Genomic DNA, 26,699 nt, shown 5'->3' on the forward strand with positions numbered 1-26,699 from the left:
GGTCAGTCACCCTCCTCTAAGCCCGGATTTCCCCTATGAACGACAATATAGTTGTACGAATCGGCCAAATCTGCCCTGAATATCCGGACGTTACGTTGGTCATGGTAGTGGGTTCATGGGACACCCAGCGGGTGAATCGGATGATAGCGCTCTGCGGGTCGGTTTTGACCGCCGCCTGAAGCTGGAATTCCATGGCAGCCGCATCACTTCCGATGACGGCATCCTGGTGCATCGAGAACTGGATGACGTGCTCGGCCTCACTGATCTCGCAGGTGCAGTGGCGTCGGCGTGCCGTCGGGACAAGAACACCCGTCATCTATAGACGGGGCAGTGGCGACAGTTCGTGTTTGGCCGCCTCGCTGGCTATGAGGACGTCAATGACGCCGTTATCCGGCATGATGATTTCGGTGCCTTGCGTTCGGCTGATCCAAGATGCGGGTCGGCGCTATGGTGCGACCATCCGGGACGAGAGGCATCGGGAGCACGTAGGTGCGGGCAGGCCGTCGATCAGACTGTGAGCCGAGAGCTCGAGCTCGTTACGTGGCCGCCTCTGCGACTGGCCCGGATGCGCCGTGAGCGCGGATCTGTATGTGTCGTGTTGCCCGTTGGCTCCCGTCGGCTTAACCGAGGAGGGGCAGAAGGGTGCGTATCATCGGACTGGATATCCACCGCGTCTTCGCGGAAGCGGTGGCGCTGGAAGCCAGAAGCCTCATCCGGCTTGGTCGGATCGAGATGCGTCGAGACCGGCTGGCGGTGTTTGCGCGGTCGCTGACCCATAACGATCATGTCGTGATCGAGGCGACCGGGAATGCCGCGGCGGTGTCCGAGGTCTTGCGCCCGCACGCCGGTCGCGTGGTGATCGCCAATCCGCAGCAGGTACGGCTGATCGCGCACGCGAAGATCAAAACCGACAGCATCGATGCATCGGTGCTGGCCCGGGTCTACGCGAGCGGGTTCCTGCCAGAAGTATGGGTGCCCGACGAGCGGACCCAAGCGCTGCGCCGTCAGGTTACCCGGCGAAACCAGCTGGTACGCCAGCGCACGCGTCTGAAGAACATCGTGCAGTCGATCCTGCATTCGCACCGTGTCCCACCCTGTCCGGCAGCGGACCTCTTCGGTCCAAAAGGCCGCGCATGGCTTGCGGAACAACTCCTTCCCGTGGACGAGCGCTTTGCCGTGACGAACACCAGGGCATAGAGCGCATCGGGCGGCCGGTTCTGCCATTCCGCCACCTGCTCCAGAACGGCATCGGTGACGACGCTGATCAGGTCCGGCGAGACGTCGATGCCGTAGAGCTCGCGCAGATGGCCCTGGATCTCGCGCACCGTCATGCCCCGGGCGTAGAGCGAGACGATCTTCTCATCGAAGTCCGGGAAACGCCGGCGATATTTGGCGATCAGCTGCGGCTCGAAGCTGGCCTGCCGGTCTCTCGGCACCTGCAGTTCCAGCTTGCCGGTCCCGCTCAACACGGTCTTGCGGCTATGGCCGTTGCGGTGATTGCGCGGATCGCCCCCGTCCGCCTCGGCCCGCTCCGAGGCCAGGTGCTGATCCATCTCGGCATTGAGGATCCGCTCCGCTAACGCCTTCTTCAGCTCGTCCAGAAGCCCATCCTGCGCGAATACTTCCTGCGGATCCTTGCCCGCCAGCAACTCCTCGATCAACTCGGTCCGGATCGTCATATATCCCTCCTGCCCTCAGGGTAACTGTATGACCCTCCACACAAAATTTCCAACACCCCCCGGCTGCGAGATCGCGGTACTCGCTCAGCATGACGTCGACCAAAGCGCCGTCGCGATCGATCGCCCTATAGAGATACCGCCATCGGCCACGCACCCGGATATACGTCTCATCAACGTACCAGCTCCGACCGACTCTGCCTTTGCGTCGCCGGCGCGAGTTCTCCGCCAATGCTGGCGTCAGCTTGGCTTCCCAATCGCGCACGGCCTCGTAGCTGAAGATGAACCCGCGTGTCAGGAACATCTCGGCAAGATCCCGCAGGCTGAGCTTGTAGCGCAACCGCCAGAACACCACGAGAGCGATGACATCACTGGGATACTGTACACGATTGAGCACACCGGCGCTACGTTCGTTGAACTTCTTGCAGCGGTGCCCGCAGCGGAACCGGCGATAGCCTTGCGTGGTCCGCTCAGGCCGCTCGCTGATAGACGTCGATCGACATTTCGGGCACAGCATCCCGTTTCATCCCCTCACACCGGAGACAGCGTGACCCATCCAACGACTGGCGCAAGGGCTGACAGAACCCTCGGAGGGGGCAGCACATCGACGCGTACCCGCCGCACGCGCAGTTTAATCGAAACAACTCTCACTCCCGTCGTAGCGACATTGCCTTGGTCAGCACCGGTCGCCCTTTCGCCCCGACGAGAGGACAGATCCCTCCCCGCTCCGCCGTCGAGTGACGCCCCCGTGTATGCCTGACATCAGATCGGTACGGCCGACATCGTATTTGAGCCGCCTGCGAACGTGGCATCGGCATGCTTGGCCGATGTGCTGGAATCCGCTCGATGTCGGCCCGCAAGCTTGAGTTTCAGCGCGCCCGTCTCAGGTTTCAGTCGGCTGAAGTGGGCTTGGTGACGAGGGCCACCCGGGCCACATGGCCGGCTTGGAGCATGCGCTGCACCATTCCCGTGGTGCCCCGGCTTACGACTGCGGGTGCCATACCCCGTGCCGATCGCAGACACCGACACCGGTGCTGTTTCCGAAAATGTGTTACGCGATCCCGGAGTAACGGGGGGACGAGACCGAACTTGCGAAGAGGCAAACATCGGATGACGCGTCACCCGAACGAATGGCGGGGCGCCATAACTCGAGAGAAAGGCCGGTCTCGGCTGACAACGGCAGCGGTGGATCCCGACAGGGCGGCCGCAGCGGAGAGCTTCTGATAGCTAGGAAATTGCGCATTTGAACCGGCGTCTGCATTTGGTGTCGGTGCCCAGAGCGGCTCCCTGACGTCATCCAACCAACCGGTAGGCCAGCCGTGACTGAGGGTAGTCGTGAAACATCGGCGCGGAAGTCGCCGCATCGAGCGCTTCGGCTGCCTTTCCTCAGGTCTGGCCGCAGACCGAACAGCCCTTCGGTGCCTGGCAGAATGACGGCCACACTCCCCGGGCTGGAGGCCAGGAAGGCCGCCGTGACCCAGGGTCGCGGCCCGGCCCGTCATGCACCGCGCGACGGCGGACGTCAGGTGTGGCGGCACATCTACGAGGGCGTGATCGCCTAGCGGCTCAGTACTGCCACAGCCAGGATGGGACCAATGCTTCGACACGAGGCTGGCAGAATGCCCCGGGACCCGTTGCCGTTCGCGCGGACCCAAGCGGCAAACGTGTTGCCCGAGTCCAGACAGGTGATCACCGACGCGCAGATCGGGATTCTGGGTGTGAAGGCGACGTTACCCCCAATGGCGGCACCGTAAAATACCGTATGGCTCCGGCAACCTGCCGTGGGCCTACGGCAGGTTGCCGTGTGTCCGAGCAGGATCGTTGCGGTCAGCTCTGACAGAAGGCCACCATCAACCTGACCCGCGCGCTGGACCAGGGCCTGTCGGACACCCAGGCCGCAGCGGACTGCGCTGACAAACGGCGTGGTGTGTTCCTGCCCTGTCACGGCCCAGGCGCTTGGTGCGAATGGCGCTGGCCGATCCGCGCCGGAATACGGCGTCCCGGCTGATTGCGCCCGCGTTCCGTCTTTCCGGAATGCCGTTGCCCGACACGGAACAGGTGTTACGTCCTTCCTGATATGTGTTTCTCCATTCGGAACTTGTGTTCTCCGCTTTCGAAAGAGCCTGATCCAGCCGAGAAGTCCTGGGACCTGGACGTGTGGCAACGCAACGGCGTGCTCGCGGGCCGAAGGTCAGCATGTGAAGGCAAGGCAGACGCCTAGCTTAGCGAGAGAGGTCCGACCAGAGGGAAGGCTGTTCAATCCGGCGTCGGCGCCTTCGTGTCGGGGCCACGACGAAGCAACAGGATGCCACCCGGCATTGCCAAGTTAACAACGAGTGGCGCCTGGACGGACGTTGGGCGAGGCTGGCGGGATGATACCACAGCCCAGCACCTATTACCGGCACCGGTTTCCGGCCGAGATCATCAGCCACGCGGCTTGGCTGTATCACGTCTTTGGCCTCAGCCTACGTGACGTCGAGCTGATCTTGGCCGAGCCCGACATCGTGGTGACCCACGAAAGCATCCGGCACTGGTGCCGGAAGTTCGGTGCCGGCTTCGCCAGAAGACTGCGCCGGCGACGACCGCAGCCCGGCGATACCTGGCACCTCGATGAGGTGTTCATCCGCATCCGCGGCGTGGTGCCCTATCTGTGGCGCGCGGTAGATCAGCACGGCGTCGTGCTGGACATCCTGGTGTAGGATCGGCGCAACGGCGCGGCTGCGAGGCGTTTCTGCAACTGCATGGGCTGAGATACAAGCCACGACGCCTCGTCACTGACGGCCTGCGCAGCTACGGTGTTGCTCAGCGAGCGGTTCTGCCCGATGCCCGGCATCGGACGAGCAGGTATTTGAACAATCGAGCCGAGAAGTCGTATCGATCCACTCGGCGACGAGAGCGGCAGATGCAGAGGTTCAAGTCGCCAGATCAGGCATAGCGGCTCCTGTCGACGCACGCCATGATCTACGGTCACTTCCGGCCACGGCGCCATCTCTTGCCCGCAGCCCGCGACCGTCGCGCGCGGTCGTAGACATTCCGGATCTGGCGACAGGAAACCTGCGTCCAGCAAACAGCGTGATGCGTTGCTGTCGCCTGCCGATTGCCCTCCCACGTCTCGGCATCGGTTAAGTTGGCAATGCCGGCGGAGGAGATCATCGGCAAGCTGCGCGAGGCAGACGTGGCATTGAGCCAGGGGCGGCTGTCGCGCTGCCGCTTGGATGGCTCTGGATCGCATTTGCTGCTGCCGTGAGTGAGCGGGGCGAGTCTAACTCGTTCGCACGCGCATCCCCTCGGTCAGGTTGATCGGTGGATTGAGGATAAGTTGATCGCCTGGCTTCAGTCCGTCGCGCGCCTCCACCACGACGCCGCCGTCTGCCTCAAGGTCAAGCTGGCGAAGCTGCACCTTCCCATCAATGACGACGCTGACATTCAGCCCCGCGGCATTGAAGATCACCGCCTGGAAGGGCACGAGCACGACCGGATTCGCGCGATGCACCTGCAGATGAACGATGCCATAGAGGCCAGCCGTCAGCGTGCCGTCCTTGTTGTCGACAACGACTTCCGCAAGCAGCGTGCGCGTGCAGTCGGCCAGTACCTGCGCGTTGCGCGCCACTTTGCCCACACACGTGCGGCCCGGCAGCTCCGGAATCGGGAGCGTCGCGCGATCGCCGTCCACGATGCCGAAGTAGCCGCTCTGCGGCACGTATACCTGCACACGCAGCACGTCCGTTCGCGCGATGGAGAATAGCGGCGTTCCGCTCGCCGCGTCGGCGGTGACGAGGCTACCAACGTCGATTTTCCGGCTCGTGATCACGCCGTCAAACGGCGCCGTGACCTGCTCGAAAGCCGCAAGCTGCTGCAGCCGATCGACGGCGGCGCGCTGCGCCACCACGTTCGCCTGCGCGACCGCCAGCGCCGCCTTGCTGGAGGCGAAGCTGAGCCGGTCCTGGTCGCCCTGCTGTCGGCTCGACCAGCCCTGGGCGACGAGTCGCGACGTGCGCGCATCGGTGACGCGGCCCAGTTCGGCATTCGCCTCGGCTTGGCCGACCGCCGCTTGCAACTGCGCCAGCTGTGCCTTCGCTTGGGCGAGCTGCTGATCGAGGTCGGGCGCCGCGATCACAGCGAGCACGTCGCCTCTGTGCACCTTGCTGCCGATATCGGCATCGCGGAAGCTGATATAGCCGGTGGCACGGGCATAGAGCGTCGCGCTGTCGAATGCCGCCATATTACCCGGCAGCTCGATCGTCCGCGGCCCCGTTTCGGCCTTCACGGTCACCGTGCGCACGATTGGCACCGCGTTCCGCTGCACCTCCAGCGCCGCGACCGTCCCTGCTTCGCGGCTGGCGTGACTTCAGGCGCCAACGCCGACCAGCAGCGCAACGGTGGCGACTGCACCAAGACCAAGCCTTCGGGCGATCCGCCGCCGCCGAAGTTCGTCCGGGGTTTGCTGCGGGTCCTCTCGAACCTCCGGCTGCACGGGCATATAGGTCATGGCGACGATCCTTGATACGTTAGGGACGCAGGTAGTTCGGCTTCCTTCTGCTCAAAACGACCGATCACCGAATAGAGGTAGGGCACGAACAGCAGCGTAGTCATGGTGCCGACTATCACCCCGCCGATAACGGCGCGCGCGAGCACGGCGTTCTGTTCCTCGCCCGGGCCGCCGATTGCCATCGGCGTCATGCCGACGATCATCGCGGCGGCGGCCGTCAGCACGGGGCGAAGTCGTGTCGTGCCGGCGAACAACGCCGCCTGGAATGCGCTCATTCCGGTCTGCCGCTGCTCGCGCGCGAAGGTCACCAGCGGGATCGAGTTTGCCGAGGCAACGCCGACCGCCATGATAGCGCCCATCAGCGAGGGCACGCTGAGCGTCGTGCCAGTGACGAACAGCATCAGCAGTATGCCGGCGCCCGCACCCGGCAGCGCGAGCACCACGGCCAGGGGATCGAGGAAGCTCTGATAGTCGACCACCATCAGCATGTAGACGAACACCGCGGCGAACAGCAGACCAATCGTCAAATTGCCGCAAGCTGCGTGCATGCTCTCGATCTGGCCGCGGATAACGATGTGGTTGCCGGGCTTGAGCTGCGGCGCGACCTCGTCGACGATCCGTTGGATCACTGCCGCCGCGCTGGCGAGATCGCGATTCTGCACGCTGCCATAGACGTCGTAGACCGCCTGGATATTGGACTGGTTGTAGACGGACTGAACAGCAACACGCCTCGCTTCGGCAATGTTGCCGAGCATGTTGGGGATCGGCGTGCCGTTGACGCTGGAACTGCTGGCGACCAACGTGTTGTCGAGCTGGGTCTTGTTCGAAATCCGGTATTCCGGCGTCTGCACCGCGAAATAGTACGGAATGCCGTTCTTCGGATCGGTTCAGAAGTTGGGCGAGACCTGCTCCGACGATCTGAGGCTGATATTGAGGTCGTTGGCGGCCTCCTGCATGTTCAAGCCCAACTGCTGCGCCCGCGTGCGGTCGATCGTGTAGGAGAGTTCGGGCGCGTCGAGCTCCTGCTGCACGTGTGCATCGACGATACCCGGCACGGCGGCGATCCTTTGCTGCAGCAGTGCCGCAATCCGCTTGTTGTTCTCGCGGTCGCGTCCCTGCACCTGCACGTCGATCTGCGTCGGCACACCGAAATTCAGCACCTGCGTCACTAGGTCCGCGGGCTGGAAGTAGAACTGCACGTACGGAAACGCTGTCGTCAGCTCACTGCGCAGCTTACGGATGATCTCCGCGGTCGGCCGGTGGCCCTCGGCGAGCTCGATCTGGATGACACCGTCGTTCACCCCGATCGTGCTGCCGTCGGTGAAGGCGAGGTTGTACGTGCGCTGCGGCAGGCCGATGTTGTCGAGCATCAGCCGCAGCTCGTTGGCCGGGATCTGCTCGCGGATGTTGTCCTCGATCGCCTGGAAGATCTGCTCAGTCCGCTCGATGCGCGTACGCGCCGGCGCACGGACATGCAACTGTATCAGGCCCGCGTCCACACCCGGAAAGAAGTCGGTGCCGACGAAGAGGGAGAGCGCGCCGGCGCCGACCACTACGGTCGCGGCCACGACAGGTATCAGTATCCGTCGGCGTAGGATGCCGGCGAGCAGCCAGCCATAGAAGTCGCGAAACCGGTTGAACCGTGCGTTAATCGCCGATCACCCGGCGTCGCGCCTGCACGAACTGCTGCCGTGGCACTGGCGCACCCAATTCCCCGACCTAGCGGCCGCCTGAGCTGCTACATCTCACGGCATTCGCCGGAAGGATACGCAAAGGGTACGGGCTGAGCGGGAGATCTCTGACGCCTGAACGTGGTCACGGGCGGCACGAACAAGGGGGGCAGCTCGGCAACGCTGCGTTGCTCAATTGGTTCAGGCGACTGCAAGTTCCGCGAGCCGTGTATAAGATTCGGCTGGTAGTACCGGTTCAGCGATTTCAGATCGAGGTGACCGGTGATGCGCATGAGGTCCAAAGGATTCTTGTAGATCTCCGCAAGACGGCTCGCCGACTCGTGGCGCAGGTCGTGATACGTGAGGTCGCTGAGATACCCGAGTTCCTTCAGCGGGGCCGGGATATGCCTCACGCGCGCTCGCGCCAGCAGGCGGGCGAACCGCACTCTGAACGCCATCTGGCTCCCAGCAGGAAAAACCAGCGCAGATGGCTGCAGGCCACCAACCGGCATGACGGCCTCAAGCACGGCGATCGCCTGCGGCATTAACGGACGCAACTCGGGCCCCCGCTCCTTCCGGTGCTTCGCATTCTTGGTGCCGCGGTTGTGCCGGCCGCGACCGGTCACAATTTTCGCGTCAAGATCGACGTCGTGCCATCGGAGTGCGAACGACTCGCCTTGACGCATTGCCTGGGCAATCGCCCATTTCACTAGCCAAATGTCCCACTTGTTCTCTGACCGTGCTACCGCATCGTAAAGGTATTCCTCCTCGTTCTTCGGCGGCTCCTCGCCGCGGGCGGCCGCATGCCTCAATTGGGCGCGGCTCACGACTAGAAGTCTGCGGTCCCGCTTCGCATCTGCATCCGAGGGCCGCTCGACCAAATCCGCCGACGCTGGGTTCACGGCCAGCGGCAAGTACCACGGGTCCTTCCTTGCCCAATTCAGCACTGTCGCGAGTAGGTTCAGGCGCTTGACAACCGTACTCGGGGCGTAGAGCGACTGCTGGCGGTCCCTGAAGCCCACCACGGATTTCGAGGTAAGCTTCGACAGGACGACGTCGGCGATGAAATCGCCGAGGATTGCCGGGATGTGCCCAAGGCGGTCCTCCTCAGCGCCGCGCCGCAAGCCGCCGTCCTGCATCCGTTGGTCGACGAAGCTCTGGACCAATTCCTTTAGTTTAACTTTGTCCAGGGATCGACGGTCTACGTACTCCCCTTTGCGGATCGCGGTGGCCGCGTCGTCAAGCTACTCTCGAGCAACCTTGGCGGTCTCGAATGTCTTGGTGACCCGGGTCCCGTCGATCAGCTTCCGGGCACGATACTGGTAGGGGCCGCGATAGGCGACACCCAGTGGCAGCGGCCTGCCCGTCGCCGGGTCGAGCGAGTTCTCTTTGGATTTCGTGCGCGCCATGGTCCACCGCCCCTTTGGGGGGACATCGGGCCAGAATTGGACCAAAAAACAAGAAAGATTGGCGTCCCGTAGGGGATTCGAACCCCTGTTACCGCCGTGAAAGGGCGGTGTCCTAGGCCTCTAGACGAACGGGACTGCGACCGCGCGCTGGGTAGCCGAGGGCGTCCCGGGGGTCAAGCCCAACACGGTGGCCCCGTCACACAATCGCCGCGTCCGTGATGATGAAACTGGCCGACACCGTCCCGTTCCACTCCTCGGCGCGCAGGTGCCCCGCAAGATGCAGTGGCAGCCTGTCGCGCCCCAGCAGCGCCTCCGGCAGCGGTCCCTCCTTGGCACGGAACATCACCGCCTTCAGCCGCCCGCCGCCGCCCTCGCCCTCGACGAAGGCCCGGATGGTCGCGGCTTCGCGGCCCACCCGGTCAGCTCGCACCACACGCGTGCGCGGCAGGATCAGCACCGGCTCCTCGTTGCCGTTCCCGAACGGCGCCAGCCGGCCGATCTGCGACGCCAGCTCCGTCGTGCAGCCCGGTACCGCCAACGTGCCTTCCACCGCCAGGTCCGCCGCCGGGGGCAGCCGTACGGCGTCGGCCAGCCGCGTATCCAGGAAACCGTGAAAGGCCGCCAGCTGCGCCTCCGCCAGCGAGAACCCGGCCGCCATCGCGTGCCCGCCGCCGGTGGCGAGAATGCCGGCCTGACGGGCCGCAATCACCGCCGCCCCCAGATCCAGCCCTCCCACCGACCGCCCGGACCCCTTGGCCATCCCGTCGGCGATACCCGCCACGCAGGCCGGGCGGTTGAAACGTTCCTTGATACGCCCGGCAACGATGCCAACCACACCGGGGTGCCACTGCGCCCCGCTCACCAGCACCGCCGCGTGTCCGGCAGCAAGCTGCGCCTCGGCCGCCTGCAGGGCCGCGTCCAGCATCGACGCCTCCACTGCCTGGCGCTGCCGGTTCACCGCGTCCAGCGTGGCGGCCAACCCCCGCGCCTCCACAGGGTCCTCGCACAGCAGCAACCGCAAGCCCAGATCCGCCTCGCTGATCCGGCCGGCGGCATTGATGCGCGGGCCGAGCGCGAAGCCCAGTGTCATCGCATTGGGCCGGTCCTTGGCCTGCGCCACCTCCAGCAGGGCGGCAATCCCTGGCCGCTCCCGCCGCGCCATCACCTTCAGCCCCTGCGTCACCAGGGCGCGGTTGAGCCCGGTCAGCGGCATCACGTCGCATACCGTGGCCAGCGCCACCAGATCGAGCAGCCCCAGCAGGTCCGGCTCGCGACGACCGGAGAAGAACCCGGTCCGGCGCAAGGCGCGCACGGTCGCGATCGCGGTCAGGAAGACGATCGCCGCGGCGCACAACGTCCCCAGGCCGGAGTCGCAATCGAGGCGGTTCGGATTCACCGTCGCCACCACGGCCGGCGGTGGCCCTTCGGATTTGTGGTGATCCAACACCACCACGTCGGCCTGGCCGCGCACGCTGCCCAGCACATCGCCCGCGGCGGTGCCGCAATCCACACACAGGATCAGCGTCGCTCCGCGCTCGATCAGCGAGCGCAGCGCCGGCACGTTGGGCCCGTAGCCCTCGGCCGTCCGGTCCGGCACATGCGACAGCACGCGGCAGCCCAGGCTGCGCAGGAATGTCGCCATCAGCGCGCCGCTGCAGGCGCCGTCCACGTCGTAGTCGCCGAACACCGCCACCGTCTCGCCACGGCGCACGGCATCGGCAATTCGCTCGGCCGCCACGTCCATGTCGGCCATCACGCTGGGATCGGGCAGCAACGCGCGCAGGGTCGGCTCCAGGAAGTCGCCTGCTCCCTCCATGCCCACGCCACGCGCGGCCAGCAGGCGCCCCAGAATCTCCGGCACGCCAAGCCGCTGGGCGATCCCAAGGCTCACCCGGTCCTCGGCTTCACGCCACACCCAACGCCGGCCGGTCAGGCTCTGGGCGACGCCCAGGACTGGCGCACCGGTGCCCGAAGCCCCCACCTCAGTTTTCGGTCCAGGTCTTGGTCGCGAAGTTGTGGTGCGCCTCGATGTAGCGAACGGTGCCGGACTTGCTGCGCATCACCACCGAATGCGTCACGGCGCCGTGGCCAAACCGCCGCACGCCGCGCAGCATTGCGCCCGTGGTAACGCCGGTCGCCGCGAACATCACGTCGCCACGCGCCATTTCGGTGATGCTGTAGGTGCGGTTGGGATCGGTGACGCCCATGCCGCGCGCGCGCTCGATCTGCGTCGCATCCTCGAACAGAAGACGCCCCTGCATCTGCCCGCCGATGCAGCGCAGCGCCGCCGCGGCCAGCACGCCCTCGGGCGCGCCGCCGGAGCCCATGAAGATGTCGACGCCGGCCTCCGGCTGTGCCGTCGCCATCACCCCGGCCACGTCGCCGTCGCTCAGCAGCATGATGCGCGCGCCGGCCTCGCGCGTCTTGGCCATCAGCTCCGCGTGCCGCTCGCGGTCCAGCATGCAGGCAACCAGGTCGGACACCTCGCATTTCTTGGCCAGCGCCAGGTTGCGCAGGTTCTCGCCCACCGGCGCGTCGATATCCACCACGCCCTCCGGCAACCCGCCGCCGACCGCGATCTTCTGCATGTAGATGTCCGGCGCGTGCAGGAAGTTGCCGTGCTCGGCCAGAGCCACCACGGCCAGGGCATTGGGCCCGCCCTTGGCGGTCAGCGTGGTGCCTTCCAGCGGGTCCACCGCAATGTCCATGGCCGGGCCGCCGGCGCCCACCCGCTCGCCGATATACAGCATCGGCGCCTCGTCCATCTCGCCCTCGCCGATCACCACGGTGCCGGAGATGGCCACCGTATCGAATGCCCGGCGCATTGCATGGACCGCGGCGCCATCGGCCTCGTTCTTCTTGCCAAGCCCCATCCAGCGGCTGGCGGCCAAGGCCGCGGCCTCGGTGACGCGCACCAGCTCAAGTGCGAGGTTGCGGTCGGTGACCTGTTCCAGCTTCGTGCTCATGCGGACTCCTCTCTTCAGGCCGTTTCGATGCGGATCAACGCGGGCTCTTCCAGCACGGCGTCCAGCGCGGCGATGCGGGCCAACGCTGAGCGCATCGCCGCCTCTCCGGTTTCATGCGTCACCAGCACCACCGGCACCGCCTCGCCGGGGCTGCGGCCGTGCTGCAGCATGCTCTCCAGCGACACGCCGGCATCGCGCAGCACCGCGGTCACGTCAGCAATCACCCCGGGGCGGTCCACCACCATCAGCCGCAGGTAATAGGCGCCGACATGCGCCGCCATCGGCACCGACGGCGCATCCGACAATGCCCCCGATCCGGCCCCCCAGACCGGCGTGAACCGGCCGCGCGCGAGGTCCACCAGGTCGGCCACCACGGCGGACGCAGTCGGGCCGGCGCCGGCGCCGCGGCCCTCCAGCATCACCCGGCCGACGAAATCGCCCTCTGCCACGACGGCATTGAACACCCCGTCCACCCGCGCGATCGGCGCCGAAAGCGGCACCATGCAGGGATGCACCCGCGCCTCGATGCCGGCATCGGTGCGCCGTGCGATGCCCAGCAGCTTGATGCGGTAGCCGAGTTCCCCGGCGAAGGCGATGTCCACCGCCGAGACTTGGCGAATGCCCTCGACATACACGGCATCGAATGCAACGGGGCGGCCAAATGCGAGGGCAGCCAGGATCGCCAGCTTGTGCGCGGCGTCGATGCCGTCCACGTCGAAGGACGGGTCGGCCTCGGCATAGCCAAGCTTCTGCGCCTCGTGCAGCACCTCGGTGAATTCGCGGCCGCGCTCGCGCATCACCGTCAGGATGTAGTTGCAGGTGCCGTTCAGGATGCCGGTCACGCGGCTGAGGCGATTGCCCGCCAGGCCCTCGCGCAGTGCCTTGATCACGGGGATGCCGCCGGCCACCGCCGCCTCGAAGGCCAGCGGAACGCCGGTCTGCTCCGCCATTGCCGCAAGCTCGGCCCCGTGCACGGCCAGCAATGCCTTGTTGGCGGTCACCACCGGCTTCTTCGCCGCCAGCGCCGCCTCCACCAAAGCGCGGGCAGGTCCGTCGGAGCCGCCGATCACCTCCACCACCACGTCCACGGCCGGATCGGCGGCCAGCTCCACGGGATCGTCGTACCAGCGCAGTCCGGACAGCGAGATGCCGCGGTCGCGGGTGCGGTCGCGGGCGGACACGGCGGTCACGGCGATCGAGCGGCCGGCGCGGGCCGCGATCACGTCCGCGTTCTCGCGCAACATCGTCAGCACGCCGGTGCCGACCGTGCCCAGGCCGGCAATCCCGACGGAGAGTGGACGGGTCATGAATGGTCTCCCTGGGAGGCGGGCTCGGCCGGCGAGGCATTGTCCGCCTGCAGGAAGCCACGGATATTGCGCAGCGCCTGGCGCAGCCGGTGAGTATTCTCCACCAGCGCGATGCGCACATGCGTGTCGCCATGTTCGCCGAAGCCGATGCCCGGCGCCACCGCCACCTTCGCGCGGGCGAGCAGCAGTTTGCTGAATGCGACGCTGCCCAGATGGGCGAAGCGCGGCGGGATCGGCGCCCAGGCGAACATCGAGCCTTCCGGGCTTGGCACGTCCCACCCAGCCGCCTGCAGGCCTCGGACGAGCACGTCCCGACGTTCGCGATACAAGTCACGCATCGCTTGCACACAGTCCTGCGGGCCGTTCAGCGCCGCCGTCGCCGCGACCTGGATCGGGGTGAACGCGCCATAGTCCAGATACGACTTCATCCGCGTCAGCGCCGTGATCAGCCGTGGATTGCCCGCCGCGAAACCCATCCGCCAGCCGGGCATTGAATAGGTCTTGGACAGGCTGGTGAACTCCACGGCGATGTCCTTGGCCCCCTCCACCTGCAGGATCGACGGCGGCGCCTTGTCGCCGAAATAGATCTCGGCATAAGCGAGATCGGACATGATCCAGATCCCGTGCTTGCGGCAGAACCCGACGACCTGCTTGTAGAACTCCAAGTCCGCCAGATATGCCGTTGGATTAGAAGGAAAATTCACGATCAATGCGGTCGGCTTCGGTACCGAGTGCCGCACCGCCAGATCGAGCGCCTGGAGCATGTCGTCATCGGGCGTCGCGGGCAGGCTGCGCACCGAGGCGCCGGCAATGATGAAGCCGAACTGGTGGATGGGATAGGACGGATTCGGCACCAGGATGGTGTCGCCGGGGCTGGTGATGGCGGCGGCCAGATTGGCCAGCCCCTCCTTCGACCCAAGCGTCGCGACCACCTCGGTCTCCGGGTCCAGCTGCACGCCGAAGCGGCGCTGATAGTAGCCCGCCAGGGCGCGACGCAGGCCGGCGATGCCCCGGCTGACAGAATAGCGGTGCGTGCGCGGATCCTGCACGGCCTCGACCAGCTTGGCCACGATATGCGGCGGCGTCGGGCTGTCAGGGTTGCCCATGCCCAGGTCGATGATGTCCTCGCCCGCGGCACGCGCCTGCGCCTTGGCCTTGTTGACCTCGGCGAAGACGTAGGGCGGCAGGCGGCGGATGCGGTGGAACTCTTCAGGCATTGGGAACGGGTCCGTCACACATGGGGCCTAGAGAGCCGAGTCGCGCGAGTCTGGCAATGCCTGGCCCAGGTCTGGGCGCGAACCGGGTCGGGGATCAATCGGCGATCCGCGCGACGCCACCACGCCCCGCCGCCTCCGCGGTGATGTGCAGCGCACTGGCCGGCACGCCGGCGGCCTGCAAGACGCTGGCGATCGCGTGCGCGCGTTCGAGCGCCAGCGGCAGCGCGGCCGATTGGTCGGCCGGCTCGCTCGATAGCGCCTCGCCATAGCCGGCAACGGCGATGCTCGCGTTGCCACGCCGCTGCGCCAGCGTCTTCAACTGCCCTTGTACCGCAGCCGGAAGCACGGCCGAGCCGGCCGGGAACGGCACTGCCACCGGCTCACCCGGCGCCAGTGGCGGTGCCGGCGGAGCCGGCGGGGTCGGCGGCGGCGGCGTCGGAACGGTCGTGGCGGGGACGCCGGCACCGGCAATCGACGGCGGTGGCGGCGGACGGTCGGGAATCCCAGGAAACGCCGCGACATCTGCTGCCGCTGCGCCCGCCGCGGCGGCTGTCGGGGTTGGCGCCGGCTCGGCAGGCGCCGGCGCGGGTGGCGCGGCCAGCGGCGCTGCCGCCACCGCTCCGACCGGTGCACGGCGCGGCGGGGCGGATGTCGGCGTTGGCGCGGCCACGGGCGGCGCGGGGGGCGCGGGGGGTTTCGATGCCGCGTCCAGGGACGCGCTCATATCCCCCTGCGGCGCCGCGGATGCCGGCGGGCGTGGCGGCGGCGCGCCCGCCGGGGTCAGTGGCGCGATGCTCGCCCCATACTGCGCGTTGGCCCGGTCCGCGACCAGGCTGTTGGCGATCCGGCCGCGCGCCGCCGCATCGATCGCCGCGGGCCGCGACGGCACCGAGGCGAGGTTGGGATAGGGCGCGTCCGCATTCGGCGGCGGCGGCCGGGTCGAGGCGATTCGCCCGCCCTCCAGGTCGTGCCACCACTCCACCGGGTTCAGCGAGGCCGGCGACGAGCACTCGGCAAGGACCAGGCAGCCGGCGATGCAGCCGGCGAGCCGCGCGCGCATCAGGCCCCTTCCGAGGCTCTCTTGAACGGTATCGGGCAGCCCTGTAACACGATACTTGCCTGCAATTGCCATAGGTCGGACCCGCTCCCGGCTTGCGCCGCATCCTTTGCGCGGCACATGTAGCAGTGTGCAGGCTCCGACGGAAAGGACGCCACCGATGGCCGACGAGAAGAAGCCGACACAGGGCAACGAGGAGGCCGGCACGTTCAAGCTGCCCGACCCTGCCGAGCTCGGCCGCTCGATGGCCGACATCGCCGAGCGTTCGCAGCGCATCGTCGGCGAATGGCTGAAGCGCCAGGCGGAGGAAGGACTCGCCAGTCCCGACCCGCTGAACATCAGCCGCGCCTTCATGGAGATGACCGCCCGGCTGATGGCCAACCCCGCCAAGCTGGTGCAGGCGCAGATCGGCTTCTGGCAGGACTACATGTCGCTCTGGCAGAACACCGCGCGGCGCATGATGGGGATGGACACCGCCCCGGTGATCAGCGCCGACCCGAAGGACCGCCGCTTCAAGGACGACGCCTGGAAGGACAACGAAGTCTTCGACTTCATCAAGCAGTCCTACCTGCTCTCCGCCCGTTTTGTGCAGGACGTGGTCACCCAGGTGGACGGACTGGATGCGCCGACCGCGCAGAAGGTCGATTTCTACGCCCGCCAGTTCATCGACGCGATGAGCCCCAGCAACTTCCTCCTCACCAACCCGGAAGTGTTGCGCAAGACCGCCGAGACCGGCGGCGAGAACCTGATCAAGGGCCTGAACAACCTGCTCGCCGACCTCGAGCGCGGCCGCGGCAACCTGCGCATCAAGATGACTGACATGGAGGCCTTCAGGCTCGGCGAGAACATCGCGGTCACGCCCGGCAAGGTGGTCTACCAGAACGACCTGATGCAGCTGATCCAGTACACTCCTACGACCGAGAAGGTGCTGAAGCGACCGCTGCTGATCGTGCCGCCCTGGATCAACAAGTACTACATCCTCGACCTGCGGCCGCGGAACAGCTTCGTGCGCTGGGCGGTGTCGCAGGGCCACACCGTGTTCATCGTCAGCTGGGTCAATCCCGACGCGAACCTGGCCGAGAAGGGCTTCGACGACTACATGCGCGAGGGCGTTCTCGATGCGCTCAGCGCGATCGAGGCCGCCACCGGCGAGACCGCGGTGAACGCCATCGGCTACTGCCTCGGGGGCACGCTGCTCGGCTCGACGCTGGCCTGGATGGCGGCCGACGGCGACGACCGCATCAGGTCGGCCACGTTCTTCGTCACGCTGATGGATTTCCGCGAATCCGGCGAGCTCAACGTCTTCATCGACGAGGAGCAGCTGAAGATGCTCGAAGAGAAGATGAGCAAGCGCGGCTATCTCGAAGGCAGCGACATGGCCACGACCTTCAACATGCTGCGCGCCAACGACCTGATCTGGTCGTTCGTGGTCAACAACTACCTGATGGGCAACGACCCGTTCCCGTTCGACCTGCTGTACTGGAACAGCGATTCCACGCGCATGCCGGCGCGGATGCACAGCTTCTACCTGCGCAACATGTATCAGGAGAACCGGCTCGCCCAGCCCGGTGGCATCAGCCTTGCCGGCACGCCGATCGACCTCCGCCGCGTGAAGGCGCCCGCCTATTTCCTGTCCACGCGCGAGGACCACATTGCGCCGTGGAAGAGCACCTATCGCGGCACGCATCTGCTGGGCGGGCCCTGCCGCTTCGTGCTGGCCGCCTCCGGCCACATCGCCGGCGTGGTCAACCCGCCGGACGGCGGCAAGTACAGCCACTGGATCAACACCGATCTGCCCGAGGAACCCGAGGACTGGTTCCACGGCGCTACCGAGATCGCAGGGTCGTGGTGGCCGGACTGGCAGCGCTGGATCACCGGGCTCGACAAGCGCCAGGTGAAGGCGCGCGCGCCGGGCGACGGCAAGCTGCAACCGGTCGAGGATGCGCCCGGCAGCTATGTGAAGGTGCTGCTGAGCTGACGCGCGCCGGCCCGGGCCGGCCGGTGCCGCCTGTCACCGGCAGAGGAAGCAGTGGTCGTTGTGCTCGTACTGCTGCTGGGACGCCCGCAGTGTCGCGCTGTTGGCGATCTGCAGGTAGGGCATGTTGGCCAGACGCTCGACGGTGCGATCCGGCCCCCAGGTGAACACCGGCGGCTGCAGCGCCGCGCGCACCGCCGCGTCGTCACGCTTGTCGAGTCCACGTGCCGAGGCGAGCAACCCGTCGACCACGGTCTGCGCCGGCACCGCCTGGGAAATGCCCAGCGCGTTGCGCACTTCGGCCCGCGCCCTGACGAGATCGTCGAGCACCAGGGGCGATATGATCACCCAGCGCGGATTGCCCGGCATGTCGCTTGCCATGTACTCCAGCGACGCAACCGCCCCCGCCGCCGCTCCCGGCCGGCCGCGTGCGCGGGCGGGGTCGGCAAACACATAGGCGGCAAAGTCGATGGCCGAATAGCCGGCGCCGATGCCGCCGTAATTGAGTGCGTCGGGCGGCAGGTTCACCTGGTTGGGTGTCACCTGCGATCCGCAGCCCGCAACAAGGCCGAGCAATATCAGGGTGATGACGCGCTTCATGGCCGTCTGCCCTCGAATCCCGGTCGCGCTCCTTGCCGACCGATGCATCACATGGACGCGCGCAGCGCCGCTGTCATCCCCTTGCGCCCAAGCCGTTGCGGAAGCGTTGCGCCAATTCGACGTAGTGCGCCGCCGTCCTGTCGAACTTCGCGCGCTCCTCGGCATCCATCACCCGCCAAAGCTTGGCCGGCGAGCCCTGCCACAGCTCATTCGGACCGATGCGCTTGTTCGGTGTCAGCAACGCGCCTGCGGCCAGCATGCCGCCCGCCTCGATCACCGCCCCGTCCAGCACCGTCGCCCCCATGCCGACGAAAGCGCGGTCCTTCAGGGTGCAGGCATGGATGATGGCGGCGTGGCCCACGGTCACGTCGTCGCCGATAATCGTAGGATATTGGCCGGCATTCACGTGGATGATGGTGCCGTCCTGGATGTTGGTACGGGCGCCGATGCGGATGAAGTTGGTGTCGCCGCGCAGCACGCAGTGGAACCAGATGCCGGAAAGCGCCCCGATCTCGACGTCGCCGATCACCGCGGCGCTGGGGGCGACGAAAGCGTCCGCCGCCACCTTCGGGCTGACGCCGTCCAGCGTATAGAGCGGCCCGGAGAGGCCCAGCGGAAGGTCAGGCATGTTCCGGCTCCCTGGCGCGCGCCACTTCGGTCAGGCCCAGCATCAGGCCGATATTTTGCACCGCGGCGCCGGACGCACCCTTCCCCAGGTTGTCCAGCCGCGCCACCAGCACCGCCTGGCGGTGCGCCTCGTTGGCATAGACACGCAACTCCAGCATGTCGGTGTCGTTCAGCGCTTCCGGCTCCAGCTTGCCGTCGGCGGTCGGCGGCACCACCCGCACCAGCGGCGCCCCTTCATAGCGCGCCGCCAGAACGGCGTGCAGATCGGGCCCGGACGGCTTGCCGGGCAGCGTGTCCAGGTGCAGCGGCACCGACACCAGCATGCCCTGGCGGTAATGCCCGACCGACGGCGCGAATATCGGCCGCCGCGCCAGCCGGGTATGGAGCTGCGTCTCCGGAAGGTGCTTGTGCTCCAGCCCCAGCGCATACAGCTCGAAGGCCGGCCCGCCCTTGCCCTCGTGATCGGCGATCATGGACTTGCCGCCGCCGGAATAGCCGCTGACCGCATTGATGGTGATGGGATAGTCGGGCGGGATCAGCCCGGCATCCACCAGCGGCCGCAGCAGGGCGATGGCGCCGGTGGGGTAGCAGCCGGGGTTCGACACCTTGTTGGCGGCAGCGATGCGCGCGGCCTGGCCCGGCTCCATTTCCGGGAAGCCATAGACCCAGTCCGGCGCCACGCGGTGGGCGGTGCTGGCGTCCAGCAGCTTCGGCGCCCGCTTGCCGAGGCCGTCGGCCAGCGCCACGGATTCCCGCGCCGCCGCGTCCGGCAGGCACAGCACCACGAGGTCCACCTCTTCCATGATCGCACGACGGGCGCCGGGGTCCTTGCGGGTCTCCGCGGTCAGGCTTCGCAGCTCCACCCCAGGCACGCGCAGCAGGCGCTCGCGGATGCCCAAGCCGGTGGTGCCGGCCTCGCCGTCGATGAAGACCTTTCCGACACTCCCGGTGGCCGTGTTCGCCATGGCGCAATTCTCCTCTCGTGCATCATCGTTCTCCGTAGCCGACCCGGAAGGCAAGAGGAATGGGGCTGACCAGCGCGCGGATCAGCCGCGCGCCGCACCATCCGGCCGCAGCATGTCGCTGCGCACGCTGAACACGCTCTCGCGGCGGAACAGCAGGTCGCGCGGCGCGCTGCCGGCGAGCGCCTGCACGAAGCTGCGCGAACTGGCCTGGCCCGGCAGCAGCCAGTCGTGCAATTCGATGACCAGCAGCGGAAACAGGTCGATCCAGCCGAAATCCGCCGCGAACAGCTCCGCCTCGAATCCCTCGATGTCCACCTTGATCAGAAACGGCACCGCCCCCGCGAACGCCGGCAGGGCCAGGATCTCCGGCACTGAGACGGCGCGCACGGCCGCGTCCGCCGCCGCCGTCTCGACCGTGCGGAACCCCCACTGGCCGGTGCCGGGATCGACCATGCGGACCGCCGCCGGGCGGTGATGCACCGCGACGTTCAGGGCCTCGATGCCCAGCCCCGCCACGTTGGCACGCAAGGCAGCGTCGTTTCCGGGCTCCGGTTCCACCGCGCAGATCAGCGCGTCGGGGAACAGCAGGCGGAAATAGACCGACGACAATCCGATATTGGCGCCGCAATCGACGATCAGCGGCCGCTTCCCGTCGGCAAGGATGCGCGCATAGGCCTGCGACAGGGCGCCCCAGAAACCCCAGTTCGACAGGCGGTACTCGAGCGCGACGAAGACCTGGAAAAATACCGCCAGATCGGTCGTCCCCGCCCGCATCCGGACATCGGCCCACCGCCCCGCGGTCGCCACGCGCCACCGCCGGGCACCAGCCGGCAGCAGCCGGATGCCGTCCACCGGCACCAGCATCCGCCGCGCGATCGCGCCGCATTTCGCCAGCCGCGACACCAGCAGATCCATCGGCCCCCCGAATCGCGGCTGTGCCGCGCCGTCCGCCACCAGACCACGGGCCGCAGGCACAAAAAAGGGGTTGCCCAAAGGCAACCCCTTCTTCGCGGCGCAGGAAAGTCCCGCCAGTCAGCGCTTGCTGAACTGGAAGCTGCGGCGTGCCTTGGCGCGGCCGTACTTCTTGCGCTCGACCACGCGGCTGTCGCGGGTCAGGAAGCCCGCCACCTTCAGGATGCCGCGCAGCTCCGGTTCGTAATAGGTGAGCGCGCGGCTGATGCCGTGGCGCAGCGCCCCGGCCTGGCCGGACAGGCCGCCGCCGGTCACCGTGCAGAACACGTCGAACTGGTTGTAGCGGTCGGCCACCAGGAAGGGCTGGGTGATCAGCATACGCAGCACAGGGCGGGCGAAATACTGGCCCACCTTCTTGCCGTTCACCAGGATCTCGCCCTTGCCGGGCTTGATCCACACGCGCGCCACTGCGTTCTTGCGGCGGCCGGTGGCATAGCTGCGGCCAAGCGCGTCGCGCTTCGGCTCGGCCTTCGGCTTGTCGGTCGGCACCGCCTGGGCGACGGCGAGGTCCTTCAGGTCGGCGAGCGTACGGGTCTGGGTTCCGGACATCGGATCAGCCCCTCCTGTTCTTCGGATTCATGGCGGCGACATCGAGCGTCTTGGGCTGCTGCCCGTCATGCGGGTGCGCCGCGCCGCCATAGATGTGCAGGTGCTTCATCTGCTTGCGCTGCAGCGGGCCGCGCGTGATCATGCGCTCCACCGCCTTCTCCAGCACCCGCTCGGGATGCGCGCTGTCCAGCCGCTGGCGGATGCTGCGCCCCTTGATGCCGCCGGCATAGCCGGTGTGGTAGTAGAACACCGACTGGTCGGCCTTCTTGCCGGTGACCTTCACCTTCTGCGCGTTGATCACGACGACATTGTCGCCGCAGTCGACATGCGGGGTGAATTGCGGCTTGTGCTTCCCGCGCAGGCGGCTGGCGATGATCACGGCGAGGCGGCCAAGAACCACGCCCTCGGCGTCGATCAGCACCCAGTCCTTCTGCACCTCCGCGGGCTTCAGCGAGAGGGTTGTCTTCATCTGGGGGTATCCCTTGAAACAGGCGGCGGCTTATGCCGTCGGGACCGCATTCCGTCAAGGGTTTCCAGTGGTGGTATCATGATACCACAACCCGCCAGCAGCCTGTGACCAGGCTCTCGATTGCGTTATATTGACATAATGGGTGATGACTCGGCCGACCATGCCTGACCGGATTCACGTCATCGGCGCTGCCGGCCGTTCCGGCTCGGCGCTGTGCCGGACGCTCGCGGACTCCGGCATTCCCTACGTCCCTGTGGTGCGCGACAGCGCCAAATGGCGTGCGCTCGGCCTGCCCGGCGAGCGCCGGGCCGCCGACCTTACCGATGGCCTGTCGTTGGCGGACGCCCTCGGCGATGCACGAGTGGTCGTCTCCTGCGCGCATGCCCGCCATACCGCGGCGATCCTGGCGGCCGCGCCCGACCAGGCCCGCTTCGTGCTGCTCGGCAGCACCCGCCGCTACACGCGCTGGCCGGACGGTCACGGCATCGGCGTGCAGGCCGGCGAGGCGGCGCTGCTCGGCTCCGGGCGGTCCGGCGTCATGCTGCACCCCACCATGATCTACGGCGCCCAAGGCGAGGACAACGTGCAGCGCCTGGCCGCCCTGCTGCGCCGCCTGCCCGTGGTGCCGCTGCCCGGCGGGGGCCGGGCCCTGGTCCAGCCCATCCACCAGGACGACGTCACCCGCTGCATCCTCGCCGCCACGGCAATCGACTGGCCGGGCCCGCGCGCCGTCGTCATCGCCGGCCCGGCGCCCCTGCCCTATGCCGACTTCGTCCGTGCGGTCGCCAGGGCCGCCGGCCAGCGCCGCCCGCGCATCATGCCGGTTCCCGCCCCTGTGCTGATGGCGCTCGCCCCGCTCACCGGGTTGCTGCCTTTCGTGCCGCGCATCACCGCCGCCGAAATCCGCCGGCTGCTGGAGGACAAGGCCTTCCCGATCGACGCGATGCTGGGCACCCTGGGCGTCCGGCCCATTCCCCTGGAGGAAGGGCTGGCCCGCACCTTCCCATCCTGAGGACTTGCATATGCCCATCATCAACCGCATCGCCGACTTCCACGCCGAGATGACGGAATGGCGCCACGACCTGCACCGCCACCCCGAGCTCGCCTTGCAGGAAGTCCGCACCAGCGGCGTGGTGCAGGAGAAGCTGCGTGAATTCGGCGTGGACGAGATCATCACCGGCATGGCCCGCACCGGCGTGGTCGGCGTCATCCGCGGTCGCGGCCCCCATTCCGGCGCCGGCGGCAAGGCGATCGGCCTGCGCGCCGACATGGACGCCTTGCCCATCCACGAGGAAACCGGCGCCGCCCATGCGAGCCAGACCCCCGGCGTGATGCATGCCTGCGGCCATGACGGCCACACCACCATGCTGCTGGGCGCCGCCAAGTACCTGGCCGAGACACGCAACTTCGACGGCACCGTCTACGTCATCTTCCAGCCCGCCGAGGAGAACCTGGCCGGCGGCGAGATCATGGTGAAAGAGGGCCTGTTCGAGCGCTGCCCGATGGACATGGTGTTCGGCATGCACAACTGGCCCGCCGCTCCGGCTGGCAGCTTCCTGTGGCGCAACGGCCCCACCATGGCCGCCGTCGCCAATATCGAGATCACCATCACCGGCAAGGGCGCGCACGGCGCCCACCCGCATCGCGGCATCGACCCCATCGTCGTCGCCGCCCAGATCGTCTCCGCCCTGCAGACCATCGTGGCCCGCAGCATCGAGCCGGTGGAGAGCGGCGTCGTCACCATCGGCCACATCTCCGGCGGCCACATCTACAACGTCATCCCCGAGACGGTGCACATGAAAGGCACCGCGCGCTGGTTCACGCCCGAAGTGGGCGACCGCCTGGAGGCCGGCGTGCGCAAGCTCGCCACCGGCATCGCCGAAAGCTTCTCCGCCCAGGCCGAGGTGATGTTCGACCGCGCCTATCCGCCCACCGTGAACGATCCCGACGCCACCGCGCTCACCGTCCGCGCCGCCCAGGCGGTGGCCGGCGATGCCCGGGTGGCGCCGATGGCCAAGCCAACCATGGGCGGCGAGGATTTCGCCTTCATGCTGAACGCCAAGCAGGGCAGCTACATCATGCTCGGCGCGGGCCGCGGTCCCGACGACGCCATGCCGCACCACCCGAAATACGACTTCAACGACGAAGTCCTGCCGGTGGGCGCCAGCTATTGGGCGACGCTGGCCGAGCAGCTCCTGCCGCGGCGCTGAGGCACGCCGCCCGAAGCGCCGGTTTCCCCGCCGCTTCGGGCCAGCGCATCACCTGCGCCGGCTACGCCTTCGCCAGCCGCTTCTCATACGCCTGCGCCATCAGCGTCGCCGGGAACAGCAGCACGAAATAGATCACCGCCACCACGGTGTACACTTCCAGCGGCCGGTAGGTGTCCGCCGTGATGAGCTGGCCCTGGTACAACAGATCCGGCACCGCGATGGTCGAGACCAGCGAGGTGTTCTTCAACTGGATGATCGACTGGTTCATGAACGGCGGCACCATGCGCCGGATCGCCTGCGGCAGGATCACCAGCCGCATCATGTACCAGGGCCGCAAACCCATGGCCCGCGCCGCATCCCACTGCCCCCGCTCGATCGAGACGATGCCGCCGCGGAAGATCTCGGCATAGAAGGCGCCGGTATAGAGCGACAACACCATCGTGGCTGCGGCGATGGCGGGGATCTGCACGCCCAACAGCACCGGCAGCGCGTAGTAGAACCACACGATCTGCACCAGCAACGGCGTGCAGCGGAAGATCTCGATGAGTGCCACCAGCGGCGCGTTCACCAGCCAGGACTTCGACAGCCTGGCCATGCCGATGACCAGCCCCAGCACCAGGCCCAGGAAGATCGTGCCAAGGGTGAAAGCGAGAGTCACCTCGATCCCGGTGACGAACAGCCTCTGGTATCGCCACAGGAAGCCGAAGCTCCACTCGTATCCCATCAACCCGCCTCAGAACGACAGCTCGGCGGGAATGTCCGCGCGCCTGGCGCCGGTCTTCTCGATGCCCGCGATCATCCACTCGCGGATCTGGCCGGTGCCGCGATTCATGTCCAGCCAGGCGTTGAGCACCTCCAGGAACCGCGTGTCCGGCTCGCGCCGCACGCCCAGGTTGCTCGGCAGCGCCACCGTCGGATTGGTCAGCAGGCGATAGCTGCCCAGGCCGGGGTTCTTGGCCAGCGCGGTGAGGCCCAGCATGGCCGCGAGGATGTCCACGTCCGCGCGCCCGCCCTGCAGCGCCAGAATGGCATCGTCGCGCGTCTTGAAGGCGGTGATCTGCGACTTCGGCGCGAATCGCCGCGCCGACACCTCGTGCAGCGAGCCGAGATCGCAGACCACACGCACCTCGGGCTTGTTGATATCGTCCCACGTCCTGGGGTCGAAGCCCTTGCGCGCGATGCAGCCGAAGGGATGAATGATCATCGGATGGGTGAACCCGATCGACAGCGCCCGCTGCGGCGTCGGGTTCAGCGCAAACGCGAGATCGACCTTGTTCGACTGCAGATCCAGCACCGAATTGCCGTAGGTGGATTCGACATATTCCAGCTTCGCATCCCAGATCCTGGCGATGTCCTTGGCCATGTCGATCGCCGCACCGGACCATTCGCCGGTGGTGATGTCCTTCTGGAAATACGGCAATTCGCCCGGCAGGGCGGCGATGCGCAGCACCTTGGTGCGCGTCACCCGCTCGAAGGTGCTTTCGTTGGCGGTTTGCGCCTGCGCGCTGCCGATCAGGGCCACCGGTGCGAGTGCCGCGATCCCGGCCAGGCCACGGCGTGACAGTCGGTTCGTCATCGTCTTTCCTCCCCTTGTTTGCGGGCCATCCCCAATCATGCCCGGCACGTACGCTGTCCGGATCGATATCGCCGGCATACAAACAGCGCCTGGACGAGCACCTCGTCGTGCGGGTGGACGCGGCAGAACTGCTCGAAACCACCCTGGTGACCCGTGAACACATGCACGGCCCGCGTCCGCAGGCAAGGCGGAACGATCGCCGTGGCAACACGACAGTGAGTTGACGTTCCATGCGCCTCACCGGACCATGGCGCGATCGTCCGGTTCAGGGAGGCATGGATGAAGGCATCAACCGCTCGGCTGGCGGCCGTCGTGCTGGTCGGGACCAGCCTGCAGGCCGCTGCGGCCCAGGACCACCCGCCGTTCGAGCCCACCCGCGACGTGACCGTGGACTACGTCACCGACGCCCGCAGCCGCGCCCCGAACATGCCGAACACGATGCGCATCTATCTCGCCGCCGGCGGCAAGCGGATGCGCATGGAGGCTCCAGGCATGCCCGGCTACATGCTCATGGACCGGGCCGCCAGTCGCGTGGTCATGGTGATGGCCGAGCAGCGCATGTACACCGAAATTCCCCTCGACCCGTCGCGCACGGCCATGCTTACGCTGAACGACAAGATGGCCTTCACCCGCAAGGGCACGGACACAGTCGCCGGCCTGCGCTGCACGGTGTGGGAGGTGCGCAAGGATGCGGCGCATGGCGGCACCGCCTGCATCGCCGACGACGGCGTGGTCCTGCGCGGCGAATCGAGCGAAGGCGGCGGAGCCCCGACGCACGTGACCGCCACCGCCGTCAGCTACGCCACACTGCCCGACAGCGTGTTCCAGCCCCCGGCCGACTTCAGGAAGCTGGAGCTGCCGGCGGGGATGACGCCGGGCATGATGCCGCCCGGTGTGGGCCGCCCGGCAGTCCCCGCGCGCTGAACCACGCTCGGTGCTTCTATCTGCACCGATCACCCTCCGGC

At 67.3% G+C, this 26,699-nt stretch carries 22 protein-coding genes, 1 tRNA gene and 6 pseudogenes; 8 read left to right on the plus strand and 21 right to left on the minus strand.

What is annotated here, in order from left to right:
- Window positions 1–115 precede the first annotated feature (115 nt).
- Together OL599_RS10225 and OL599_RS10230 are read left to right on the plus strand one after the other, a co-directional pair.
- A pseudogene (locus OL599_RS10225) lies at window positions 116–385 on the plus strand (transposase); the annotation flags it as partial.
- A gap of 257 nt (window positions 386–642) precedes the next feature.
- Window positions 643–1,179: pseudogene (locus OL599_RS10230) on the plus strand (IS110 family transposase); the annotation flags it as partial.
- On the opposite strand, the pseudogene OL599_RS10235 reads toward OL599_RS10230, so the two are convergent.
- Window positions 1,167–1,679 (minus strand): annotated as a pseudogene (locus OL599_RS10235) (transposase); the annotation flags it as partial. The pseudogenes OL599_RS10230 and OL599_RS10235 overlap by 13 nt on opposite strands.
- A 61-nt stretch (window positions 1,680–1,740) precedes the next feature.
- Window positions 1,741–1,893 (minus strand): annotated as a pseudogene (locus tag OL599_RS26160) (DDE-type integrase/transposase/recombinase); the annotation flags it as partial.
- A 1,213-nt stretch (window positions 1,894–3,106) separates the two neighbouring features.
- Between OL599_RS26160 and OL599_RS10240 the strand changes: the two are divergent.
- Together OL599_RS10240 and OL599_RS10245 are read left to right on the plus strand one after the other, a co-directional pair.
- Window positions 3,107–3,238: a hypothetical protein gene (locus tag OL599_RS10240; protein WP_264713627.1), complete on the plus strand. Its 132-nt coding sequence runs from the start codon at window positions 3,107–3,109 to the stop codon at window positions 3,236–3,238.
- Between the two features lie 810 nt (window positions 3,239–4,048).
- Window positions 4,049–4,704, plus strand: a pseudogene (locus tag OL599_RS10245) (IS6 family transposase).
- A 234-nt stretch (window positions 4,705–4,938) separates the two neighbouring features.
- On the opposite strand, the gene OL599_RS10250 reads toward OL599_RS10245, so the two are convergent.
- The 11 genes and pseudogenes from OL599_RS10250 to OL599_RS10300 all read right to left on the minus strand — a co-directional run bounded on the left by OL599_RS10250 (window position 4,939) and on the right by OL599_RS10300 (window position 15,794).
- Entirely contained in the window at window positions 4,939–5,958 is a 1,020-nt protein-coding gene (locus OL599_RS10250) for an efflux RND transporter periplasmic adaptor subunit (RefSeq protein ID WP_264713628.1), read from the minus strand.
- A gap of 66 nt (window positions 5,959–6,024) precedes the next feature.
- Window positions 6,025–6,165 (minus strand): hypothetical protein, encoded by a 141-nt coding sequence (locus tag OL599_RS10255; RefSeq protein WP_264713629.1) that lies wholly within the window; start codon window positions 6,163–6,165, stop codon window positions 6,025–6,027.
- Window positions 6,162–7,817: pseudogene (locus tag OL599_RS10260) on the minus strand (efflux RND transporter permease subunit). The gene OL599_RS10255 and the pseudogene OL599_RS10260 overlap by 4 nt, the downstream one beginning before the upstream one ends.
- An 86-nt stretch (window positions 7,818–7,903) precedes the next feature.
- A complete protein-coding gene (locus tag OL599_RS10265) occupies window positions 7,904–9,001 on the minus strand; it encodes a site-specific integrase (RefSeq protein ID WP_264713630.1) in 1,098 nt (365 codons plus the stop codon).
- Between the two features lie 78 nt (window positions 9,002–9,079).
- Entirely contained in the window at window positions 9,080–9,244 is a 165-nt protein-coding gene (locus OL599_RS10270; protein ID WP_264713632.1) for a hypothetical protein, read from the minus strand.
- 59 nt (window positions 9,245–9,303) lie between these two features.
- Window positions 9,304–9,379 (minus strand) — tRNA-Glu (locus OL599_RS10275).
- 61 nt (window positions 9,380–9,440) lie between these two features.
- The gene (recJ, locus tag OL599_RS10280) at window positions 9,441–11,159 is read right to left on the minus strand and encodes a single-stranded-DNA-specific exonuclease RecJ (RefSeq protein WP_264713634.1); all 1,719 of its coding nucleotides are present in this window, start codon (window positions 11,157–11,159) and stop codon (window positions 9,441–9,443) included.
- A gap of 67 nt (window positions 11,160–11,226) precedes the next feature.
- Entirely contained in the window at window positions 11,227–12,210 is a 984-nt protein-coding gene (gene glpX / locus OL599_RS10285; RefSeq protein ID WP_264713635.1) for a class II fructose-bisphosphatase, read from the minus strand.
- 14 nt (window positions 12,211–12,224) lie between these two features.
- On the minus strand, window positions 12,225–13,517 hold the full coding sequence (locus OL599_RS10290; RefSeq protein ID WP_264713636.1) for a homoserine dehydrogenase: 1,293 nt from the start codon (window positions 13,515–13,517) through the stop codon (window positions 12,225–12,227).
- Window positions 13,514–14,734 (minus strand): LL-diaminopimelate aminotransferase, encoded by a 1,221-nt coding sequence (locus OL599_RS10295; protein WP_264713637.1) that lies wholly within the window; start codon window positions 14,732–14,734, stop codon window positions 13,514–13,516. The genes OL599_RS10290 and OL599_RS10295 overlap by 4 nt, the downstream gene beginning before the upstream one ends.
- Before the next feature lie 94 nt (window positions 14,735–14,828).
- Window positions 14,829–15,794 carry an OmpA family protein gene (locus tag OL599_RS10300; protein ID WP_264713639.1) on the minus strand — a complete coding sequence of 322 codons (966 nt, stop codon included), beginning with the start codon at window positions 15,792–15,794 and terminating at the stop codon, window positions 14,829–14,831.
- A 157-nt stretch (window positions 15,795–15,951) separates the two neighbouring features.
- On the opposite strand from OL599_RS10300, the gene OL599_RS10305 reads away from it, so the two are divergent.
- On the plus strand, window positions 15,952–17,769 hold the full coding sequence (locus OL599_RS10305) for a PHA/PHB synthase family protein (protein WP_264713640.1): 1,818 nt from the start codon (window positions 15,952–15,954) through the stop codon (window positions 17,767–17,769).
- Window positions 17,770–17,802: 33 nt separating this feature from the next.
- Here OL599_RS10305 and OL599_RS10310 read toward each other — a convergent pair whose 3' ends face one another.
- The 6 genes from OL599_RS10310 to rplM all read right to left on the minus strand — a co-directional run bounded on the left by OL599_RS10310 (window position 17,803) and on the right by rplM (window position 21,948).
- Window positions 17,803–18,366, minus strand: coding sequence for a hypothetical protein (locus tag OL599_RS10310; protein WP_264713642.1), 564 nt, complete (start codon window positions 18,364–18,366; stop codon window positions 17,803–17,805).
- A gap of 73 nt (window positions 18,367–18,439) precedes the next feature.
- Window positions 18,440–18,994 carry a gamma carbonic anhydrase family protein gene (locus OL599_RS10315; protein ID WP_264713643.1) on the minus strand — a complete coding sequence of 185 codons (555 nt, stop codon included), beginning with the start codon at window positions 18,992–18,994 and terminating at the stop codon, window positions 18,440–18,442.
- Window positions 18,987–19,958, minus strand: a complete 972-nt coding sequence (gene argC / locus OL599_RS10320) for an N-acetyl-gamma-glutamyl-phosphate reductase (protein WP_264713644.1) — start codon at window positions 19,956–19,958, stop codon at window positions 18,987–18,989. Before argC ends, OL599_RS10315 begins: the two co-directional genes overlap by 8 nt.
- An 81-nt stretch (window positions 19,959–20,039) precedes the next feature.
- Window positions 20,040–20,873 carry an FkbM family methyltransferase gene (locus OL599_RS10325; protein ID WP_264713646.1) on the minus strand — a complete coding sequence of 278 codons (834 nt, stop codon included), beginning with the start codon at window positions 20,871–20,873 and terminating at the stop codon, window positions 20,040–20,042.
- 117 nt (window positions 20,874–20,990) lie between these two features.
- A complete protein-coding gene (rpsI, locus tag OL599_RS10330; protein ID WP_264713647.1) occupies window positions 20,991–21,479 on the minus strand; it encodes a 30S ribosomal protein S9 in 489 nt (162 codons plus the stop codon).
- Between the two features lie 4 nt (window positions 21,480–21,483).
- Complete coding sequence (gene rplM, locus OL599_RS10335) at window positions 21,484–21,948, minus strand: 50S ribosomal protein L13 (RefSeq protein ID WP_264713649.1); 465 nt, start codon at window positions 21,946–21,948, stop codon at window positions 21,484–21,486.
- Window positions 21,949–22,108: 160 nt separating this feature from the next.
- Here rplM and OL599_RS10340 point away from each other — a divergent pair, with 160 nt between their 5' ends.
- Complete coding sequence (locus OL599_RS10340) at window positions 22,109–22,960, plus strand: NAD(P)H-binding protein (RefSeq protein ID WP_264713650.1); 852 nt, start codon at window positions 22,109–22,111, stop codon at window positions 22,958–22,960.
- 10 nt (window positions 22,961–22,970) lie between these two features.
- Complete coding sequence (locus tag OL599_RS10345) at window positions 22,971–24,158, plus strand: M20 aminoacylase family protein (RefSeq protein WP_264713651.1); 1,188 nt, start codon at window positions 22,971–22,973, stop codon at window positions 24,156–24,158.
- A 61-nt stretch (window positions 24,159–24,219) separates the two neighbouring features.
- Here the strand turns inward: OL599_RS10345 and OL599_RS10350 are convergent, their stop codons facing one another.
- On the minus strand, window positions 24,220–24,882 hold the full coding sequence (locus OL599_RS10350; RefSeq protein ID WP_264713652.1) for an amino acid ABC transporter permease: 663 nt from the start codon (window positions 24,880–24,882) through the stop codon (window positions 24,220–24,222).
- 9 nt (window positions 24,883–24,891) lie between these two features.
- The gene (locus OL599_RS10355; RefSeq protein ID WP_264713653.1) at window positions 24,892–25,734 is read right to left on the minus strand and encodes a transporter substrate-binding domain-containing protein; all 843 of its coding nucleotides are present in this window, start codon (window positions 25,732–25,734) and stop codon (window positions 24,892–24,894) included.
- Window positions 25,735–26,013: 279 nt separating this feature from the next.
- On the opposite strand from OL599_RS10355, the gene OL599_RS10360 reads away from it, so the two are divergent.
- Window positions 26,014–26,658 (plus strand): DUF4412 domain-containing protein, encoded by a 645-nt coding sequence (locus tag OL599_RS10360; RefSeq protein ID WP_264713654.1) that lies wholly within the window; start codon window positions 26,014–26,016, stop codon window positions 26,656–26,658.
- Window positions 26,659–26,699: the final 41 nt, after the last annotated feature.

Origin of the sequence: Limobrevibacterium gyesilva (assembly GCF_025989185.1) — a bacterium.
Classification (GTDB): domain Bacteria; phylum Pseudomonadota; class Alphaproteobacteria; order Acetobacterales; family Acetobacteraceae; genus Limobrevibacterium; species Limobrevibacterium gyesilva.

Excerpts from the sequence above, each read along its gene's own strand:
- OL599_RS10240 (WP_264713627.1), top strand. The coding sequence starts at position 3,107 with ATGACGGCCACACTCCCCGGGCTGGAGGCCAGGAAGGCCGCCGTGACC.
- OL599_RS10255 (WP_264713629.1), bottom strand. The coding sequence starts at position 6,165 with ATGACCTATATGCCCGTGCAGCCGGAGGTTCGAGAGGACCCGCAGCAA.
- OL599_RS10270 (WP_264713632.1), bottom strand. The coding sequence starts at position 9,244 with ATGGCGCGCACGAAATCCAAAGAGAACTCGCTCGACCCGGCGACGGGC.
- glpX (WP_264713635.1), bottom strand. The coding sequence starts at position 12,210 with ATGAGCACGAAGCTGGAACAGGTCACCGACCGCAACCTCGCACTTGAG.
- OL599_RS10290 (WP_264713636.1), bottom strand. The coding sequence starts at position 13,517 with ATGACCCGTCCACTCTCCGTCGGGATTGCCGGCCTGGGCACGGTCGGC.
- OL599_RS10295 (WP_264713637.1), bottom strand. The coding sequence starts at position 14,734 with ATGCCTGAAGAGTTCCACCGCATCCGCCGCCTGCCGCCCTACGTCTTC.
- OL599_RS10300 (WP_264713639.1), bottom strand. The coding sequence starts at position 15,794 with ATGCGCGCGCGGCTCGCCGGCTGCATCGCCGGCTGCCTGGTCCTTGCC.
- OL599_RS10305 (WP_264713640.1), top strand. The coding sequence starts at position 15,952 with ATGGCCGACGAGAAGAAGCCGACACAGGGCAACGAGGAGGCCGGCACG.
- OL599_RS10310 (WP_264713642.1), bottom strand. The coding sequence starts at position 18,366 with ATGAAGCGCGTCATCACCCTGATATTGCTCGGCCTTGTTGCGGGCTGC.
- OL599_RS10315 (WP_264713643.1), bottom strand. The coding sequence starts at position 18,994 with ATGCCTGACCTTCCGCTGGGCCTCTCCGGGCCGCTCTATACGCTGGAC.
- argC (WP_264713644.1), bottom strand. The coding sequence starts at position 19,958 with ATGGCGAACACGGCCACCGGGAGTGTCGGAAAGGTCTTCATCGACGGC.
- OL599_RS10325 (WP_264713646.1), bottom strand. The coding sequence starts at position 20,873 with ATGGATCTGCTGGTGTCGCGGCTGGCGAAATGCGGCGCGATCGCGCGG.
- rpsI (WP_264713647.1), bottom strand. The coding sequence starts at position 21,479 with ATGTCCGGAACCCAGACCCGTACGCTCGCCGACCTGAAGGACCTCGCC.
- rplM (WP_264713649.1), bottom strand. The coding sequence starts at position 21,948 with ATGAAGACAACCCTCTCGCTGAAGCCCGCGGAGGTGCAGAAGGACTGG.
- OL599_RS10340 (WP_264713650.1), top strand. The coding sequence starts at position 22,109 with ATGCCTGACCGGATTCACGTCATCGGCGCTGCCGGCCGTTCCGGCTCG.
- OL599_RS10345 (WP_264713651.1), top strand. The coding sequence starts at position 22,971 with ATGCCCATCATCAACCGCATCGCCGACTTCCACGCCGAGATGACGGAA.
- OL599_RS10350 (WP_264713652.1), bottom strand. The coding sequence starts at position 24,882 with ATGGGATACGAGTGGAGCTTCGGCTTCCTGTGGCGATACCAGAGGCTG.
- OL599_RS10355 (WP_264713653.1), bottom strand. The coding sequence starts at position 25,734 with ATGACGAACCGACTGTCACGCCGTGGCCTGGCCGGGATCGCGGCACTC.
- OL599_RS10360 (WP_264713654.1), top strand. The coding sequence starts at position 26,014 with ATGAAGGCATCAACCGCTCGGCTGGCGGCCGTCGTGCTGGTCGGGACC.